Raw genomic sequence first — 17,225 nt, 5'->3', positions numbered from 1 at the left:
AGTGCGCGAGAACACCGATTCCAGATGCTCCACTACCTCCTCCAAGCCAGGGGACCCGCTTCAAAGCTAGCGGTTTGAGCCGCTTTCTTTTGCCTACTTTTCTTTGCGGCAGGCAAAGAAAAGTAGGTGCCCCCCCGCACAGGGGGAACGCTAATAAACCAAAAACAAAAGAAAAAGCCACCCCCGCAGGCACACAACCGACAGCGCTACGCAAGACAAACAAATCAAGGAAAGGCCAACGCCGCAGGCACACAAAACACGAGCGCCGCGGAGGCAAAAAAAACCAACCCTAATCGTCCTGCAAACCACGAACCACCAGCACCTTGTATGCAACCATATCCATTGCCGGCTTGACCAAGCCATTCTTATCGGTCCAAACCTTGGGCGTCAACGCCCCGCTCAGGGCGACACTATCAGCGTCACTCAGCGCCAAAAGTCCACTTTGCACATCATCATCAAACGCAATCACATTAACAAAAATCGTATCCCCATCATTGGTGGTAGCCCGCACCTTGCAGGTCACAAACCGTTTGCCATTCTGCCCTGTGCGAATCTGCGCCTCGCCGTACAACCGCCCGCCCACCAGTCCATCGATCATCGCCCTGCTCCTCTTTTCCGCTCACCGTGCAAAAAGCAAAATCGCCAGCACGACACGTATGATCCCACGAGAAACAGCACCGCCCACACGAAACAAAGAACCAACCGCGCGTCACGCGCCAACAACCATATCGACACCCCTCACAAGGCGTTTAGCCAACCGCGGCTGCCGCAACTGCTCGAGCCACCACTGCAACGCGCGCCCCTCCTGATCGCCGCGCCACGCGACATACAGCACATTCGGCTCGCGCGGATCGGCCGTCGCCTTCTCCACCAGTTCACCGTTCTTCAACAAAGAAGCCACCCGCTGCCGCGGTAACCACCCCACCCCCAGCGCGTCGCGCTGCGCAAGAATCTTCGCGCGCATGGTCGGCACGGCCAGCGACGCCTGGCCGCCAATCACGCCGTAAGCGCGCCCCGCCGTGGTCCGCGACGAATCCGCCACCACCACCGCGCGATGCTCAAGAATCAGCTCGCGTTCGAGCGGCCCTTCGACGCTAGCAAGCGGATGGCGCGGCGATACCGCGAACACCCACTCCATCACGCCAAGCTCAAACCAGCGCAACCCAGGAATCGCCGGCGGTTCATTGGTCGCGCCCACGATCAGGTCCGCGCGGCCGTCGCGCAGCGCCTCCCACGTGCCGCTCAACACCTCGTGCGTAAAACGCAGCTTGACGCCGGATTCGAGCGCGTCGAACGCGCGCACCACCGGCATCAGCAGTTCGAATTCGAGAATTTCGTCGGTCACCACCCACAGGCGGTCTTCCCAGCCGCTCGCGATCTGCCGCACACGCTGCGTCATGCGCGACATGTCGAGCATCAGGCGCGCGGCTTCGTCAGCGAGCAGTTGGCCGGCCGGCGTCAGTTGCAGGCGGTAGCGGCGGCGGTCGAACAGCAGTGCGTCAAAGCGCGTCTCCAGTTGCCGCGCGGCGTGCGAGACGGTCGACGGCGCCTTGCCTAGCCGCGCCGCCGCGCGTGACAGGCTGCCGGTCTCGCGAATCGCTTCCAGCAAGGCCAGTTCGTCTTCTGACAACATGTTCCATTCCTTCGAACGAGTTTGACGGAAAATGGTACGGTAAGGCGGCAATGCAAGTCCACTATAGCGATATGGCAACTAAACAGCAGCACTCGACAGCGCAAAAGGCAGCGGGAAATGCTTTCGGAAAAATCGCATAAGCAACGCGCGGCAAACCGAATCCGCGCGTGAAACACTCATAGGTCACCGCCATTGCACGGTAGCGAACCGGCAAGAAGCAACGACATGGGACTTTTAGCGAACGCTCAATGGCAGAACCGCTGGTACGACACCGAGCCGACCGGCGGCCGTTTCGTGCGCAAGGACGCGGCATTCCGCAACGGGGTCACCGCCGACGGTTCGGCGAGCCCGGGCGACATCGGCGGCTTCAAGGCGCAAGCCGGGCGCTATCGCCTGTATTTGAGCCTCGCGTGCCCGTGGGCGCATCGCACATTGATCGTGCACGCGCTGAAAGGTCTCGAAGACATGATCGACGTCTCGGTCGTGCACGGGCTGATGCTGGAAAACGGCTGGACCTTCGCGGACGGCCCCGGCGTCGTGGCCGTCCGCGTCAATCACGCGAAGCTGCTGCACCAGGTCTAGACCGCCGCCGATCCGCATGACAGTGGCCGCGTCACGGCGCCGATCCTGTGAAACAAGCAGCAGGCCACCATCGTCAACAATGCGTCGTCGGAAATCATCCGTATGCTGAACTCGGCGTTCGACGGTATCGGCGCGAGGCCCGACGATCTGGCCGCGGCCACCGCCACGCTCACGCAGCACGGCGTGGAATTCGTGTGGGCCAATCAGCCGCTGAACGCGGCGCGCAGCTCGACCATGCTGCGCGACCCGGAAGGCAATCTGATCAACATCTTCGGACCCCGTAGCGCGTCTGTCTGAACCCGCGTTCACGGCGAACCGCTTGCCGCGCCGGCGGCCTCGAAGATGTCGCGCAGCCACTGCGCAAACACGCGCACGCGCGACGACAACTGGCGGTTCTGTGGATAGAGCACCGACACCGGCATCGGCGGCGGCGGAAAGTCCGACAGGATGATCTTCAGCCGCCCCGCCGCCAGTTCTGCCGCCACCCGGTATTGCGGCACCTGCACGATACCGAGGCCAGCCACCGCCGAGCCGGTGTAGAGATCGGCGCCGGTCACCGACACCGCCGCTTGCAGATACACCGCACTCGCGCGACCGTCCACGGTGAATTCGAGCGGCACCGGCTTGCCGGTCGCGCTCGACAGGTAGTTGACCGCCCGGTGCGTGGACAGCGCCGCCGGCTCTTCAGGCTCGCCGTAGGCCGCCAGATAGGCCGGGCTTGCCACCGTCACTTGCGGCAGTTGCGCCACGCGCCGCCCCACCATCGACGAATCCTGCAGATTCCCCGCCCGCAGCACGCAATCGATCCCCTCGCGCACCAGATCGACCAGCCGGTCATCCTCGCCAATCGTCAACTCGATCCCGGGAAACTGCGCGAGAAACGCCGGCAGCGCCGGCACGACGAAGTGCCGGGCCAGTGTGCCCTGCAAATTCACCCGCAATAAGCCCTTTGGCGCGATGTTCGTGAACGAGCCTTCCGCCTCCTCCATATCGGCGATCAGCCGCACGCAACGCCGGTAATACGCCTCGCCGTCGTGCGTGAGGCGCACCGAGCGCGTGGTGCGCTCCAGCAGCCGCGCGCCGAGCCGCTGTTCCATGCGTTTCATCAGGTTGGTGACGGTTGCGCGCGGAATCTGCAAATCATCTGACGCCCGCGTGAAGCTCTGCCGCTCGGCGATCCGCACGAACACCCGCATTTCCTCGAAACGATCCATGTTTGACGCCTAAGGCGTGATCTAGCGGTTAATTATTAAAGTAAATGAAATGATGATACCAAGTCTTGCCGGATTATCTCAGCGACGAAAGCATCCATGATTCATCTCAACCACTCACCACACAGAAGGAAACGAATCATGAACACGATCAAAAACGCTCAAGTCGCCATCGTGACCGGCGCATCCCGCGGCATCGGCGCAGCGGTTGCGCAACGCCTCGCCAAGGACGGCTTCGCGGTTGCCGTCAACTATGCCTCGAGCTCGACGGAAGCCGACGCCCTGGTCGCCGAACTCAAGGCTGCCGGCGCCAAGGCGATCGCGGTGAAGGCCGATGTCTCGAAGGCCGACGAAGTGCGCCGCATGTTCGAGACCACCGAACAGCAACTCGGCAAGGTGGACGTGCTGGTCAACAACGCCGGCGTGCTCAAGACCGTGCCGCTCGCCGATACCAGTGACGCGCTGTACGACCAGACCTTCGACATCAACGTGCGCGGCACCTTCAACACCTTGCGTGAAGCCGCAGCCCGGATGAACGACGGCGGGCGCATCGTCAACTTCTCGAGCACCACGCTCGCGCTGAACATGCCCGGCTATGCGATCTACAACGGCACGAAGGCAGCAGTCGAAGCGTTCACCCACGTGTTCGCCAAGGAACTGCGCGGCCGCAATATCACCGTCAACGCAGTCGCGCCGGGCCCGATCGCCACGTCGCTGTTCCTCGACGGCAAGACCGAAGAACAGATCCAGACCTTCGCGAAGATGCCGCCGCTGCAACGCCTCGGCCAGCCGGACGATATCGCTTCGGTGGTGTCGTTCCTCGCCGGTCCGGACGCCGGCTGGGTGAACGGCCAGATCCTGCGCGCCAACGGTGGCGTCGCTTGAATCCCCTCTTTCAAAGCACTTTTTAACGCCGTATCACTTCCATCGAATCGGAGAACGAAATGAAGAAGAACGTCATCCTGGTGACGGGCGCGGGTACGGGCATCGGCAAGCTCACCGCGCAATCATTGGCCGAAGCCGGTCATATCGTGTACGCGACGATGCGCGACGTCGAGGGCCGCAACCAGCCCCGCGCCGACGAATTGCGTGCGCTCGCCAAAGCGAAGGACATCCAGTTGCATCCGCTCGAACTCGACGTGTTGTCGCAAGACTCGGTCGATGCCGCCGCGGCGACGATCGTCCGCGAGCAAGGACGTCTGGATGTGGTGATGCAGAACGCCGGGCATCTGGTGGTCGGCCCGAGCGAAGCGTTTACGCCCGAAGAAATGGTGAAGGTGTTCGACACCAATCTGTTCGGCGCGCAGCGCGTGAACCGGGCGGTTCTGCCGTATCTGCGTCAGCAGGAAGCCGGCTTGATGCTGTGGATCAGCAGCACGACGACCAAGGGCGGCTTCCCGCCGTTCCTTGGGCCCTACGGCGCCGCGAAGGCCGCGATGGATTCGCTGGCGGTGACGCTCGCTTACGAGATCGCGCGCTTCGGCATCGAAACCGCGATCGTCGTGCCGGGCGCGTTCACCAAAGGCACCGCGCACTTTCCGAGCGCCGGCAAGCCGGCCGACGCGGAACGGGCCGCTGCGTACGCACGCTATGACGGCGTGATGGACCAGATCGGCGAGCGTCTCACCGAGCTCACGCCGGACGATGCCGATCCGCAAGCGGTGGCCGATGAAATCGTGCGGATCGTCGCGCTGCCTTCAGGCGAGCGGCCGATGCGCTCGGTGATCGACTTCGTCGGCGACGGCGCGCGCGAAGTGCTCGAAGTGTCGGAGCGCGTGCGCATCGACTTTGCGAAGCGGATCGGCATGGCCGATTTGCTGGAAGCGAAGATCAAGCCTTAAGCACGATGGCTGGGGCGCCTAGCCGGGGGCGCCTGGCCGGGGGCGCTAAAGATAGTGCACGAGCCTTGGCGTCCCCTTGTTTTTTGCCGCTTCGGACAAGTTCATGAAATCTTCAACCCTGATCGCTTGCGCCGTGCTGCTGCCGTTTCTGATCGCCGCGTGCGATTCCCAACCGAAGCCGCCGAACGCATCCCTCACCACGCGGAGCACGGAGATGAAACCCTCGGTCACTTACCTTCATTTGTTGAAACACACCCCCTTCTTCACGAGTCTGACGACCGCGCAGCTGCGTTGGGTGATCGGCCATTCGCGCGAATGGGAAGCACAAGCGGGCACCGTGGTCGCACAGTGCGCCGATGACGCGAATCAGCCCGCCAAAGATCAGGGCATGTGGATTCTGCTGGATGGCGGCTGGCAGATCGAGTATGACCACCATGCGTATCCCGCGGGCCATGCGAGTGCCGGAAAATGGTTCAGTACGGAAGTGACGGACAAGCCATGCCGCCTCGTCACCAACGAGCACAGCTATGTGATGAAAATCGAACGCACCGAGTTCGACGCGATGCTCGCGCAAGGTTTCGCGTTCGACCAGCATCTCGATGCCGGCCGCCGTTACTACGGCGAGCTGTTCGCGGCTCCGGCGGAACTCATGAAATGACGTCGGGCCGGAGCGCGTTGGAGCTTACCGCGATGTGCTTAAACCGCCTTCGGATTGCGTTCGGCAAATCCTTCCTGATGCCAGTACGGATAAGCCGGACGTACCGCGCTGGCAGCGTCGAGCCTGGCCACCTGTTCAGGCGTCAGATTCCAGCCGACCGCGCCGAGGTTCTGCCGCAACTGTTCTTCGTTACGCGCGCCGATCAGCACGGTGGACACCGTCGGACGCTGCAGCAGCCAGTTCAGCGCAATCTGCGGCACCGTCTTGCCGGTTTCGGCGGCGACCTCGTCGATCGCATCGAGCACGCGGAACAGATACTCGTCCGGCACCGGCGGCCCCATGTCGGCGGTTTTATGCAAACGGCTGGTATCCGGCAGCGGCTGGCCGCGCTTGAGCTTGCCGGTGAGCCGGCCCCAGCCGAGCGGACTCCACACCACCGCGCCCACGCCTTGATCGACGCCGAGCGGCATCAACTCCCATTCGTAATCGCGGCCGACCAGCGAGTAGTAGGTCTGATTCGCGACGTAGCGCGGATAGCCGTAGCGATCCGCGGTATCCTGCGATTTCATCAAGTGCCAGCCGGAAAAGTTCGACACGCCGGTGTAGCGAATCTTGCCGGCGCGCACGAGATCGTCGAGCGTGGACATCACTTCGGCGATCGGCGTTTTCGCGTCGAAGCCGTGCAACTGGAATAGGTCGATGTAGTCGGTTTGCAGGCGCTTGAGCGCCGCATCGACGGCCTGAATCAAATGAAAGCGCGATGAGCCGACATTGTTCGGACCATCGTCGAAGCGGAACGTCGCCTTGGTCGAGATGATCGCCTTGTCGCGCTTGCCCTTGAGCGCTTCGCCGAGCACCGACTCGGAAGCGCCGTTCGAATAGATGTCGGCACTGTCGAACATGGTGACGCCCGCATCGAAGCAGATGTCGATCAAACGACCTGCTTCGGCGACATCAGTCGCCCCCCAGGCTTCGAAAAACTCGCCCTTGCCGCCGAATGTGCCCGTGCCGAAACTCAGCGCCGGCACCTTGAAACCGGACGCACCCAAATGTCTGTATTCCATTGAAGAATCTCCATGGCATAGCCGCCGATAAACGGACGTTCAGTCTACCCGCGTCTGCATAAACGCGCCGGACGCCTCGGGGCCTCGCGCCGCGCGTCGATTCATGCGCCGGCCGGCGCGCCTAACGCGGCCAGCGCGTCACGCGCGGCTTGAATCACGCTGTCCCAGTCGCCCAATGCCGGCTGCCGGAACAGGGTCGCGCGCGGATACCACGGCGTATCCGTGCGCTCGAGCATCCAGCGCCAGCAGGTGTCGAAGCGATTCAGAATCCATACGGGCTTGTCCATTGCCCCGGCCAGATGTGCGGTGGACGTGTCCACCGAAATCACCAGGTCGAGGTTCGCCACCAGCGCAGCGGTGTCGGCGAAATCATCGAGTTCTTCGGTGTAGTCGACGATGCGGTGGTTCGATTCGTTGCGGAGCAGTTGCTGTGCCGCCGGTCCTTTTTGCAGGCTGAAGAACTGCACGTTCGGCACGTCGAGAATCGGCGCGAGCCGCTCGAATGCGATCGAACGGCGCGCATCGTTCTTGCGGAGCTCCGCGATGTGCGGCCGATTTCCACCGGCCCAAACCAGTCCGACTTTCAGGCGGCCGCCCGCTGGTGCGTCGATACGGTCGCGCCAGTGCCGGGCGGCTTGGGCGTCGGCGAACAGATAGGGGGTCTTCGACGGAATGCTCGCGATGTCTGTCCTGAACGCGAGCGGCAAACTCAGCAACGGACAGTGACAATCGAACGGCGGCAGCGCCTGTCCAGATTCGACCCATTGAGCCACGCCTTCGAGCGTGGACATTAGCCGCATCAACGCCGGCGGTACTTCGAGCACGACCTTCACGCCGAGCTTCGACACCAACGCGGCATAGCGGCAAAACTGCAACGTGTCGCCCAAGCCCTGCTCCGCGTGCAAGAGAATCGTTTTGCCGTCGAGCGGAAAATCGCCCAACCAGAGAGGTTCGGCAAAACGGCGCTTGCTTGCCCGGATCCGGCTGCGCTCCCAACGCCATTCGTACTTTTGCCACCCTGCTTCGAGCCGCCCCATTTGCAGCAGACACAGCGCTTCGTTCCAATGCGTCTCGGCAGACCCAGGATTCACCGCCAGCGCGCGCTCGTAGCTGATCAACGCTTGCGCGTGCTCGTTGAGATCGATCTGGGTCAGGCCGAGATTGTTCCAGGCATCGGCAAACGCGGGAGCAAGTTCAAGCGCGCGCCGATAGCTGAGTTGTGCCTCTTGCGGCTGGTTCAGATCGCTGAGTGCATTGCCGCGATTGCTCCAGGCGTCGGGATAATTCGGCTGCAGTGCGAGTGCGCGATCGCAGCTTGCCAATGCATCGGCGGGGCGGCCCAGATCGCGCTGCACGCAGGCGCGATTATTCCAGGCCTGCGCGAAATCTGGCATCAAGGCGATTGCACGATCAAAACTGCCAAGCGCCTCAGCCGGTAAATTGAGCCCAGCCAGCGCGTTACCGCGATTGTTCAATGCGTCGGGAAATCTCGCCTGAAGCGCCAGCGCGCGATTGGCGCTCGCGAGGCCTTCATCGAAACGCTGCAGCGCATTGAGCGCATAAGCGAGATTCGAATGGATCGGCGCCTGTTTCGCATTGATGGCGATGGCTTTCCTGAGCAGGTCGATGCCCTCTGGCAGCCGGCCTGCTTGCAGCAAGAGAGCGCCCAGCAGTTGCAGCGCGTCGAAATGGCGTGGTTTGAGTTCGAGAATCTCGCGATAGAATTCTTCGGCCTCGGCGAATGCGCCGTTATGTTGAAGCGCGACGGCTTGCCGAAGCATGTTGTCCAACTGTTGAGGCAGATTGGCTGGCTTGCTCATGGGGCGAGCTTTTATTGAATGCGCGTGGAATCGGAAGACAGCTTTCGACTCGCCTGAACCGCGCTAAACGCCGCGCAAGCCGGGCTCGAAAGAATGAAGCCGATTATCGCCGAAAAGAACGCATTCGAACTGTGCCGCAACCATGCGATATGAATAACCGCGTGCGGAACTGGGATTGCTAGTGTCGAAACTGTGTGGTGGCGCGCGTCACGCCGCAACGTGACGCGCCCCGAGCCTTACTGTGCTGCTGACAGGTGTTTACGCTTGGCGAGTTCCTGAGCCATTTCGTAGTGTTCCTGGATGGTTGGCAGCGCTTTCTTCGCCGCATCCTTCAATTGCTCGTCGCGACCCGAAGCGATTTCCGCCTGGAATACCGACAGCGCTTTTTGCTCGCCGGCAAGCGCGACCTGTTCGATATAGGCCTTGTCGAAGTCGGCGCCGCGCAGGTTGTTGATGCTCGCGAGCACCGCCGTGTCCGGATCGTTCTTCGGCACGTCGACGCCGCGCGGGCTGGCCGCGCGCAGTGCGTTCGACAATTTGGCGTTGTCGTTCGACACGCGTTCGGCGAAGGCCTTGACTTCCCTATCGGTGGAGCGCGAGGCGGCAATGCGTGCGGCATCGCGTTGCGTCGAGACGGCCTTGGTTGCGTCGGTGATGAATGCCTGATCGGCGCCATGCAGACGGCCAGTTTCTGGCGTTGCCGCTGACGGCGAAGTTTGAGCGCTGGCTGCAGTGGCGATGACCAGAAGGCTGGCCATGGTGGCACTGGTGATGGCGAGAGGCAAGCGGATCATAGGTTCTCCTTGGGATGGAAGCGAAATTGCACCGATACGTGCGGGTTGGCCACTGGCTTGCGAGTGGTCCTGACGACGCTGCGATCGATTGATGTGCATTCTAGGAGCCGCTTTACGCGGTGTGTGAAACGGTGCTGTCGATTCTGTAACCGTAGGTAACGGTTTATTTTTTGGATTTTTTTTGGGTTTTTTTGTCTTGCGGGGCGCGCATTTTTCTGGTTTTTTTGCGCGGTGGCCTTTCGTTTCTTATTGGTTTATTAGCGTTGCCCCTGTGCGGGGCGGCACCTACTTTTCTTTGCCTGCCGCGTAACTATTCAGCGGCAGTCAGAGGCGAAACGACGAATCCGGCAAAGCTCAAGGCCAGCGCATCGATCAGCGAACGGTTCTGTTTGCGCAAGGTGGCGAGGTAGGAGCGGATCGTGCAGAACGCCTCCATGCCCGATATCGCGCGGAAGCATCCCGAGATTTTCTGTTTGAGTTTGGGCATGCGGATATCGCGTTCGGCCTGGTTGTTGTCGAACGGTACACGGTGATCTGCAATGAAGCGCCACACCTCGCGCGCATGCCTGTGAAGGCGTCCGAGCAGGTTGTAGGTAAAGCTTTGCCTGATCCTGCCGCGCAGTTCGCGGCGCGTGGGCTCACGTGCCTGCTGCGGATTGAGCTTGCGCGCCTGGGCGATCAGCGTCCGACTGCGTCGCGCGTAATAGCGTTGGCGCGATTGACCCAGCGCTGTGTTGCCTGAAGCCAGACTGAGCTCGACCTCGCGCTTTGCCTGGCAAAGCAGATCAATCATCTGCTGGGCCCAGGCCTGCTGCGTGGACTCCAGTACAAACACCAGTTCGCGCAGATGGTGGGCATTGCACAGCGCATGTTCACACTCATACTGCGCGTAGGCTGCCCAGCCGTCATGCACGGCGATTCCCGCAAAGCCGGGCAGAATGCCGAAGCTGTCCAGCGCCTCGCGACCGCGCCTGTTGTGCGCGCCATACCAGGTCAGCGCTCGCGTCGAGGCGCTATGCAGCCAGTGAGTCTTGCGTCCCACGCGCATGCAGCTCTCATCGAAATGCACCACCGGTTGCTCACGCAGCGCCTGGCTGATCTGTCTGACCGCCGGCGCCAGCAACTGGGCGGCCTGGTCAATGCTGTGCTGCACGGTACCCGTACTCACACGCAGACCGAACAGGTCTTCGAGCGCCTGGGCCGTACGCCCCACGGGCAACTGCTGGTATTGCGTCAGATAGACCGTAGCGGCGCGCACCTGGGGGCCATACTGCACCGCCTGGCTCACGCCTTCGGGAAACACCCCCGAATGGTGCTTGCCGCAGCGGCACTGTGCGATCTGCACGCGATGCTCCGTCACCTCAAGGCGCGTGGGCGGCAGATCGATTACCTGACGTCCCTCGGGCAACACGGCAATGCGGGCCGGTTCGATGCGTTCGCCGCATGCATCGCATACCGGCGCTACCGGGTGAATCTCGATGTGATCGGGTTGGGTCACGCGTTTGAGCGTCTTGCCCTTGTGCCCCGGTTGCGCGCCAGGCTTTGCCCCGCTCGTGCCCCGCAATGACTTCGGCTTGCGCTGCGGACCATCGCTTGACGGCGGCTTGCTGGAGTTATGACTGTCCTTCTCAAGCTTTGCCTCAAGCTCGTTCAGACGCCTCACCAGATCAATGATGAGTGCGTCTTTCTGCTCCGGTGTCAGGTCCTTGATGTCAGGCATCTTCGTCATGTCCCTCACTATGCACAGCCTGGCAGCAGTTTACAAGCGCTGAATAGTTACGCCTGCCGCAAAGAAAGTAAGCAAAGAAAGCGGCTTCACACCGCTGATATGACTCCCGGTGTCAATCGGGATCGGTTTTTCGGTTTCTCAAATTCATATTTACCTGAATTTCCTGAGGGCGACGTAGCAGTACATCTCGACGGTGGATCACGCTGATATCCGCGGGTTGGGTACCGCATTACAGAGGTCCGCCCAATGAGCCTGCCGCAATCTAAAGCCGCAAGTCGGATGCAATCCGTTGCGTAGCGGTGTCGCGGGTTACTCGTGTGCCGGGCTACGCCGCCTTCAGGAAACTCCTCCAGTGCTCAGGGTGAGCGCAAGGGGTGAGGGGTGTGCTGCATCATGCCAGGGACACCTCGTGCGGTACGGCCAGCGACATCGCGAGCCGGCTGACGTCCCAGATAAAACCTGCCAGTTCGCGGGCAACCGCGACCACCGCGATGTTCTTCTGCTTGCCGCGCGCGATGAGCTTGCGATAGCGTCGGCACAGCCGCACCTGTGCGTCCCAGGCGCGATCCACGATCGGCTTGGGGATACCTTCGTGGCGGCGCTGGATGTCGGGACTGACACGGGCCGTATGCCGGTAGCTCCAGGCCGCTTCGACGAGCAGCTTTCTCGCGTAGCTGTTGCCGTTCTTCGTGATACTGCCCTGACGGCGCTTCTCGCCTGACGAGTGTTCCGAGGGCGTCACGCCCAGCCAGGCCATCAACTGGCGCGGATGGGCAAAACGCGACAGGTCACCCAGCTCCGCGAGCATGCCCACCGCCGTGGTGAACTGCACGCCGCGCATGGTCTGCAGGCCCAGCACGGCCGGATAGAAGCGCCAGTTGGGGACCGCTTCGCGCAACGCGGCCTCCAGTCGCGCGCATTGAGCGAGGCGGTCCTCGATCGCGCGCCGATGTTCCTCGAACGCCAGCTGCTGCCATGCACTGTCGAATGCATACGCGCCCAGCCAGCGCCGGTGCGCCGCTCCCCAGTCGGCGCGGCCTGTATAGCGCACCCCATGCGAGAGCAGGAAAGCCTTCAGCCGTTGCCGTGCACGCTTCAGATCATCTTTGGCGCTGACCCAGGTACGCGCCAGATCGCGGAACGCTTCGTCGTCCACGCCGGGCACGTACACGGCTGACAGGTCGCCAGCGCGCAGTGAACGTACCAGCTTGAACGCATCACGCCGATCGGTCTTGACCCGCTCGCCTGGTTTTTTGGGAATCAGCGATGGCGCGCACACCATGCAGTCGAAACCCTTGTTCACGAGTTGACGGTAAAGCCCGTAGCCGCACGGGCCTGCCTCGTAGACGAACCGGATGCGTGGCGCCTTTGACTGCAGGCGCTTGCACAGGCGATCGATATCGGCCTGCCTCGTACCGGTCTTGCCGAGCAGTTCAACCTCGCCCGCATCGAGTGCATAGGCAACCGTGATCGAATCCTTGTGAACGTCGCAACCGACGTACAGCGTGCTATCGTGTTCCATGCTGGCCTCCGTGCCGGAATTCGCCGGGTGCGGCCCGTCCGCACCGTGCGGCTCTGGTAGCAATGCTAACCCGCGTTTGATTCCTCACGGCAGGCCAGCCCTTGCCTCACGGGAGTCATACTGTCTAATGCTAAGCGGGTTCCTCGCGCAGTCGCGGTAGTGGAACATCTGGAATCTGTGTTCTCGCGCATTCAGCGTTTGTGACAAGGCAGTCATTCTTCCCACCTTGCACTGCGTGCACGTCGGAAAGGTTTGCAAGGGAAACCAGTGGGTTATTCGTTACACGGTGGGGCTATAAAAGAAAACCTCGGCGACTTGACACCTTATCGCGAATGCGTAGCCGGTTCGCTTTCCAAGCTTTGCAATAGTACGGCAACAAAGGCATTCGTCGCCGGTGACAGCGTTCGTCCACGCTTCTTTACTAACGCGATCGGACGCACGAAGGCCGGGTCGTCGATCGATCGGGCCGCCAGCTTCGACTCCGCCAGCACTTCGCGTGCCGAGCCTGGCAGAATCGTCACGCCAAGGCCGCCGCGTACCATCGCTACCGCCGTCATCATGTAGGTCGGTTCGCAACTCACCTCGGGCGTGCAGTGGGCGTTCGCCAGCGCGGCATCGACGACCGCCCGCACGCTCGTGCCGCGCGCCGTCAGCACGAGCGGCAAGCTGACCAGATCCTTCAGCGTGATGCGGCGTTTGCGTGCCAGTGGATGATCCTTTGGACAAACCACCACCAAACGGTCTTCCGCGACGTGCAGCACCTCGAGCGCCGAATCGGATAGTTCGCCGCCAGTCAAACCGACGTCGACCTCTTCGTTGCGCACCAGCGTGTTCACCATGCCCGCCACCACGTCGCGAATATGGAAACCGACTCGCGGGAAATCGTGTTTGAACGCGCGTATCAGATCGGGTAGCAGGCTCGCCGCAAACGACGGCAAGCACGCAACGCGCACCGTCCCCGTCGAGCCGTCACCGAGTGCGCGGGCATCGAGCAAGACGTGCTCCATGTCGTAGAGCGATTTTTGCAGCACCGGCAGCAGTTCACGTCCCGTCGGCGTCAACGCCACGTTGCGGCTATTGCGATCGAATAGCCGCGCGCCGACCGTCTCCTCGAGGCGGCGGATTTGCACCGTCAAAGCAGGCTGCGACAGATGCAACTGCGCCGCCGCCCGCGTGAAGTTGCCTGCCTGCGCCACGGCGATGAACGCCCGGATATCGCGAAGATTCAGATCCATTACATTTCGTGATTGCTGCAATCAAATCATTTCAATTGCTTTATCGTCGTCACAAAACTACGCTGGTATGCACTAAAAAACAAGTTCGGAGACACGCAGATGCTGCCATTGCTGGGGCTCGCCACCATCGTCGTCCTGCTCGGGGCGATCCTTTCAAAACGCATGTCGCCGCTGGTCGCGCTGATTATCGTGCCGATCGCCGCATCGCTGATCGGCGGCTTCGGGCTGCAGACGAGCAAATTCGTCATCGACGGTTTGAAGAGCCTCGCGCCGGTGGTCGGCATGTTCGTGTTCGCGATCCTCTATTTCGGCACGATCACCGATGCCGGCACACTCGATCCGATCATCGACCGTATCCTTCGTGCAGTCGGCACGAAACCAACGCGGATTGTGATGGGCACCACGCTGCTCGCACTGCTGATTCATCTGGATGGCTCGGGCGCGGTGTGCTTTCTGGTGACGATTCCCGCGATGCTGCCGCTCTATGACCGCCTGAAAATGGATCGACGGGTGCTCGCGGCTGCAGTATCGATGGCGGCAGGCATCAACTTTCTGCCGTGGACGGGACCGATGATCCGCGCGTCGGCGTCGCTTCATCTACCCATTGCCGCGCTTTTCAATCCACTGATTCCGGTGCAGATCGCCGGCCTCGTGTTCGTCTTCGGCGTCGCGTACTGGCTCGGCCGGCGCGAAGAAAAGCGTCTCGGTTTCTCCACCGCCGACGGCGCCGTCCCGCTGCCGAAACGTGAACTCACGCCGGACGAACAGGCGCTGCGCCGTCCGCAAAACTTCTGGTTCAACATTGTGCTGACGCTGATCGTGCTGGGCACGATGGTCGTGATGGGCGAGAAAATCCCGCCGGCGATCATGTTCATGGTCGGTTTGTGCATCGCGTTGATGGTGAACTACCCGAACGTGGACATGCAGCGCAAGCGGATCGATGCGCATGCGCGCGCCGCGCTGATGATGGCGGGCATTCTTCTCGCCGCCGGCGTATTCACCGGCGTCATGCAGGGCAGCGGCATGCTGAAGGCAATGGCTCAGGCGGCCGTCGGCTTTGTACCGCCCGCGATGGCCGGCCACATTCCGGTCGCGCTCGGCCTCGTCGCGATGCCGCTCAGCATGCTGTTCGATCCCGACTCGTTCTATTTCGGCGTGCTGCCGGTCATCGCCGAAGTGGCGGCGCAACTCGGCGTGCCGGCGGTGCATGTCGGTCAGGCGGCGCTGCTCGGCCAGATGACCACCGGCTTTCCGGTCAGTCCGCTGACACCCGCGACGTTCCTCGTGGTCGGCTTATGCGGCATCGATCTCGCGGACCATCAGAAATTTACGTTTCCGCTTCTGTTCGGCGCATCGATCGTGATGACGATCGCGTGCGTCGTGCTGGGCGTTTTTCCTCTATGAGTGCATTCACGGGCGATACCAGCATGGCGGCAACTTCACACGCTCACGTTGTCCGGCTTGGCGCGGGCGCCGGCTATTCGGGCGATCGCATCGAGCCTGCGGTCGAACTGGCGGAACACGGCGCACTCGACTACCTGGTGTTCGAGTGCCTGGCCGAGCGAACCATCGCCATTGCCCAACAGGCGCGGCGCAAAGATCCTGAGCTTGGCTATGACCCGCTTCTCACGGCACGGATGAAGGCTGTCTTGCCCGTCGCGGTACGCAATGGCGTGCGGATCATCTCAAACATGGGCGCGGCCAATCCGCGAGCCGCCGCGCGCGAAGCAGCGCGAATCGCACGCGCGCTAGGCCTGACCGGCTTGAAGATCGCCGCCGTCACCGGCGACGACGTGCTCGACGTCGTGCTGCAAGGCGAATTCCGCTTCGAGGAGTCGGGCGAAAGCGTCGCGTCATTTCATGACCGCCTCGTCTCGGCCAACGCCTATCTCGGCGCCGCGCCGATTGTCGAAGCGCTGGCGGCCGGCGCGGACATCGTGCTGACGGGCCGGGTCGCCGATCCGTCGCTCTTCACCGCGCCACTGATCCACGAATTCGGCTGGAACATGGACGATTGGACGACGCTGGGACAGGCGACCGTTGTCGGCCATCTGCTCGAGTGCGCGGGACAGGTGACAGGCGGATACTTTGCCGATCCGGGCTTCAAGAATGTGCCGAACCTCGCACGCCTCGGCTTTCCGATCGGCGAAGTCAGTGCTGACGGTTCCGTCGCCATCACGAAGGTGCCGCATGCGGGCGGCTGTGTCACCGAGGCAAGCTGCAAGGAACAATTGCTCTACGAGATTCATGACCCGCAACGCTATCTGCAACCGGATGTCGTCGCCGACTTTACGCAGGTTCGCGTGCTTCAGGAAGCGCATGACCGCGTACGTGTCACAGGCGGCCGCGGCACGCCGTGCACGGATACGCTGAAGGTGTCGGTTGCGTATGCGGACGGCTTTATCGGCGAAGGGCAAATTTCCTACGGCGGTCCGGGCGCGGTCGAACGGGCGCGGCTCGCGCTCGATATCGTTCGGGAACGGCTCGAATTGACCGGCGTCGAAACGCGCGAATTGCGTTTCGACCTGATCGGCCTGAATGCTCTGCACGGCGAGACTGCGGGTGCGCGCGGCGCCGAGCCATATGAAGTCCGCGCTCGCGTAGCCGGGCGCACAGCCTCGGTCGAGCAAGCCGCACAGATCGGCAACGAGCTCGAGACGCTTTATACCAATGGCCCAGCGGGCGGTGGCGGCGTCACGAAAGCAACCCGCGAGGTGCTCGCCGTGCAGTCCATTCTGTTGCCGAGGACGCACGTCAGCCCGTCGTTCGAGTTTGTGGAGGCTTGAGATGAAACTGCGGGAACTTGCCCATTCGCGAACCGGCGATAAAGGCAACACGCTGAACGTTTCGGTGATTTGCTACGACGCGCGGCATTATGAGCATCTGCGGCAGCAGGTCAGCGCTGAACGCGTGAAAGCCCATCTGGCTGACGTCGTGCACGGTACGGTGACGCGTTTTGAATTACCGAACCTTGGCGCATTCAATTTCGTACTGACGGAAGCGCTAGGCGGTGGCGTGACGCGTTCGCTTGCGCTCGACGCGCACGGCAAGTCTTTGAGTTCTGCGTTGATGGATCTGGAGATCGACACGCCCTAAGCATGTGGGCGCGACTAACCGGAGCCATTGCTTAAAGCTC

Annotated in this window: 15 protein-coding genes and 1 pseudogene; 7 read left to right on the top strand and 9 right to left on the bottom strand. The window is 62.0% G+C overall.

Features of this window, described 5'->3' with window-relative positions; translation table 11 throughout:
• Nucleotides 1–289: 289 nt before the first annotated feature.
• Both AC3WOG_RS06495 and AC3WOG_RS06490 read right to left on the bottom strand, forming a co-directional pair.
• Entirely contained in the window at nucleotides 290–598 is a 309-nt protein-coding gene (locus AC3WOG_RS06495; RefSeq protein WP_492577211.1) for a single-stranded DNA-binding protein, read from the bottom strand.
• Between the two features lie 111 nt (nucleotides 599–709).
• The gene (locus tag AC3WOG_RS06490) at nucleotides 710–1,633 is read right to left on the bottom strand and encodes a LysR family transcriptional regulator (protein ID WP_492577210.1); all 924 of its coding nucleotides are present in this window, start codon (nucleotides 1,631–1,633) and stop codon (nucleotides 710–712) included.
• 225 nt (nucleotides 1,634–1,858) lie between these two features.
• On the opposite strand from AC3WOG_RS06490, the pseudogene AC3WOG_RS06485 reads away from it, so the two are divergent.
• Nucleotides 1,859–2,362, top strand: a pseudogene (locus AC3WOG_RS06485) (glutathione S-transferase family protein); the annotation flags it as partial.
• 158 nt (nucleotides 2,363–2,520) lie between these two features.
• Here AC3WOG_RS06485 and AC3WOG_RS06480 read toward each other — a convergent pair.
• Entirely contained in the window at nucleotides 2,521–3,429 is a 909-nt protein-coding gene (locus AC3WOG_RS06480) for a LysR family transcriptional regulator (protein ID WP_492577209.1), read from the bottom strand.
• A gap of 138 nt (nucleotides 3,430–3,567) precedes the next feature.
• Between AC3WOG_RS06480 and AC3WOG_RS06475 the strand changes: the two genes are divergently transcribed.
• From AC3WOG_RS06475 to AC3WOG_RS06465, 3 genes are all read left to right on the top strand, one after another.
• A complete protein-coding gene (locus AC3WOG_RS06475; protein ID WP_492577208.1) occupies nucleotides 3,568–4,311 on the top strand; it encodes an SDR family oxidoreductase in 744 nt (247 codons plus the stop codon).
• Between the two features lie 59 nt (nucleotides 4,312–4,370).
• Nucleotides 4,371–5,267: an SDR family oxidoreductase gene (locus AC3WOG_RS06470; RefSeq protein ID WP_492577207.1), complete on the top strand. Its 897-nt coding sequence runs from the start codon at nucleotides 4,371–4,373 to the stop codon at nucleotides 5,265–5,267.
• A 103-nt stretch (nucleotides 5,268–5,370) separates the two neighbouring features.
• On the top strand, nucleotides 5,371–5,925 hold the full coding sequence (locus tag AC3WOG_RS06465) for a hypothetical protein (RefSeq protein WP_492577206.1): 555 nt from the start codon (nucleotides 5,371–5,373) through the stop codon (nucleotides 5,923–5,925).
• Nucleotides 5,926–5,963: 38 nt separating this feature from the next.
• Here the strand turns inward: AC3WOG_RS06465 and AC3WOG_RS06460 are convergent, their stop codons facing one another.
• The 6 genes from AC3WOG_RS06460 to AC3WOG_RS06435 form a co-directional block, all read right to left on the bottom strand.
• Complete coding sequence (locus AC3WOG_RS06460) at nucleotides 5,964–6,989, bottom strand: aldo/keto reductase (protein WP_492577205.1); 1,026 nt, start codon at nucleotides 6,987–6,989, stop codon at nucleotides 5,964–5,966.
• 101 nt (nucleotides 6,990–7,090) lie between these two features.
• Complete coding sequence (locus AC3WOG_RS06455; RefSeq protein WP_492577204.1) at nucleotides 7,091–8,809, bottom strand: tetratricopeptide repeat protein; 1,719 nt, start codon at nucleotides 8,807–8,809, stop codon at nucleotides 7,091–7,093.
• A gap of 236 nt (nucleotides 8,810–9,045) precedes the next feature.
• Nucleotides 9,046–9,603 carry a DUF4142 domain-containing protein gene (locus AC3WOG_RS06450; protein WP_492577203.1) on the bottom strand — a complete coding sequence of 186 codons (558 nt, stop codon included), beginning with the start codon at nucleotides 9,601–9,603 and terminating at the stop codon, nucleotides 9,046–9,048.
• Between the two features lie 310 nt (nucleotides 9,604–9,913).
• Nucleotides 9,914–11,332, bottom strand: coding sequence for an IS66 family transposase (tnpC, locus tag AC3WOG_RS06445; protein WP_492577202.1), 1,419 nt, complete (start codon nucleotides 11,330–11,332; stop codon nucleotides 9,914–9,916).
• Between the two features lie 391 nt (nucleotides 11,333–11,723).
• A complete protein-coding gene (locus AC3WOG_RS06440) occupies nucleotides 11,724–12,854 on the bottom strand; it encodes an IS110 family RNA-guided transposase (RefSeq protein WP_492577201.1) in 1,131 nt (376 codons plus the stop codon).
• Between the two features lie 323 nt (nucleotides 12,855–13,177).
• Nucleotides 13,178–14,089 (bottom strand): LysR family transcriptional regulator, encoded by a 912-nt coding sequence (locus AC3WOG_RS06435; RefSeq protein ID WP_492577200.1) that lies wholly within the window; start codon nucleotides 14,087–14,089, stop codon nucleotides 13,178–13,180.
• 99 nt (nucleotides 14,090–14,188) lie between these two features.
• Here AC3WOG_RS06435 and AC3WOG_RS06430 point away from each other — a divergent pair, with 99 nt between their 5' ends.
• The 3 genes from AC3WOG_RS06430 to AC3WOG_RS06420 are packed head-to-tail and all read left to right on the top strand — an operon-like array spanning nucleotide 14,189 to nucleotide 17,185.
• Complete coding sequence (locus AC3WOG_RS06430; protein ID WP_492577199.1) at nucleotides 14,189–15,493, top strand: CitMHS family transporter; 1,305 nt, start codon at nucleotides 14,189–14,191, stop codon at nucleotides 15,491–15,493.
• Between the two features lie 23 nt (nucleotides 15,494–15,516).
• Nucleotides 15,517–16,875: an acyclic terpene utilization AtuA family protein gene (locus AC3WOG_RS06425; RefSeq protein ID WP_492577198.1), complete on the top strand. Its 1,359-nt coding sequence runs from the start codon at nucleotides 15,517–15,519 to the stop codon at nucleotides 16,873–16,875.
• A 1-nt stretch (nucleotide 16,876) separates the two neighbouring features.
• Nucleotides 16,877–17,185 carry an AtuA-related protein gene (locus AC3WOG_RS06420; protein WP_492577197.1) on the top strand — a complete coding sequence of 103 codons (309 nt, stop codon included), beginning with the start codon at nucleotides 16,877–16,879 and terminating at the stop codon, nucleotides 17,183–17,185.
• The last annotated feature ends 40 nt before the right edge of the window (nucleotides 17,186–17,225 follow it).

The organism is Paraburkholderia sp. FW306-02-B (genome assembly GCF_058782725.1).
Note: the sequence above shows the minus strand (reverse complement) of the source record. Positions and strands in the feature narration are given on the sequence as shown.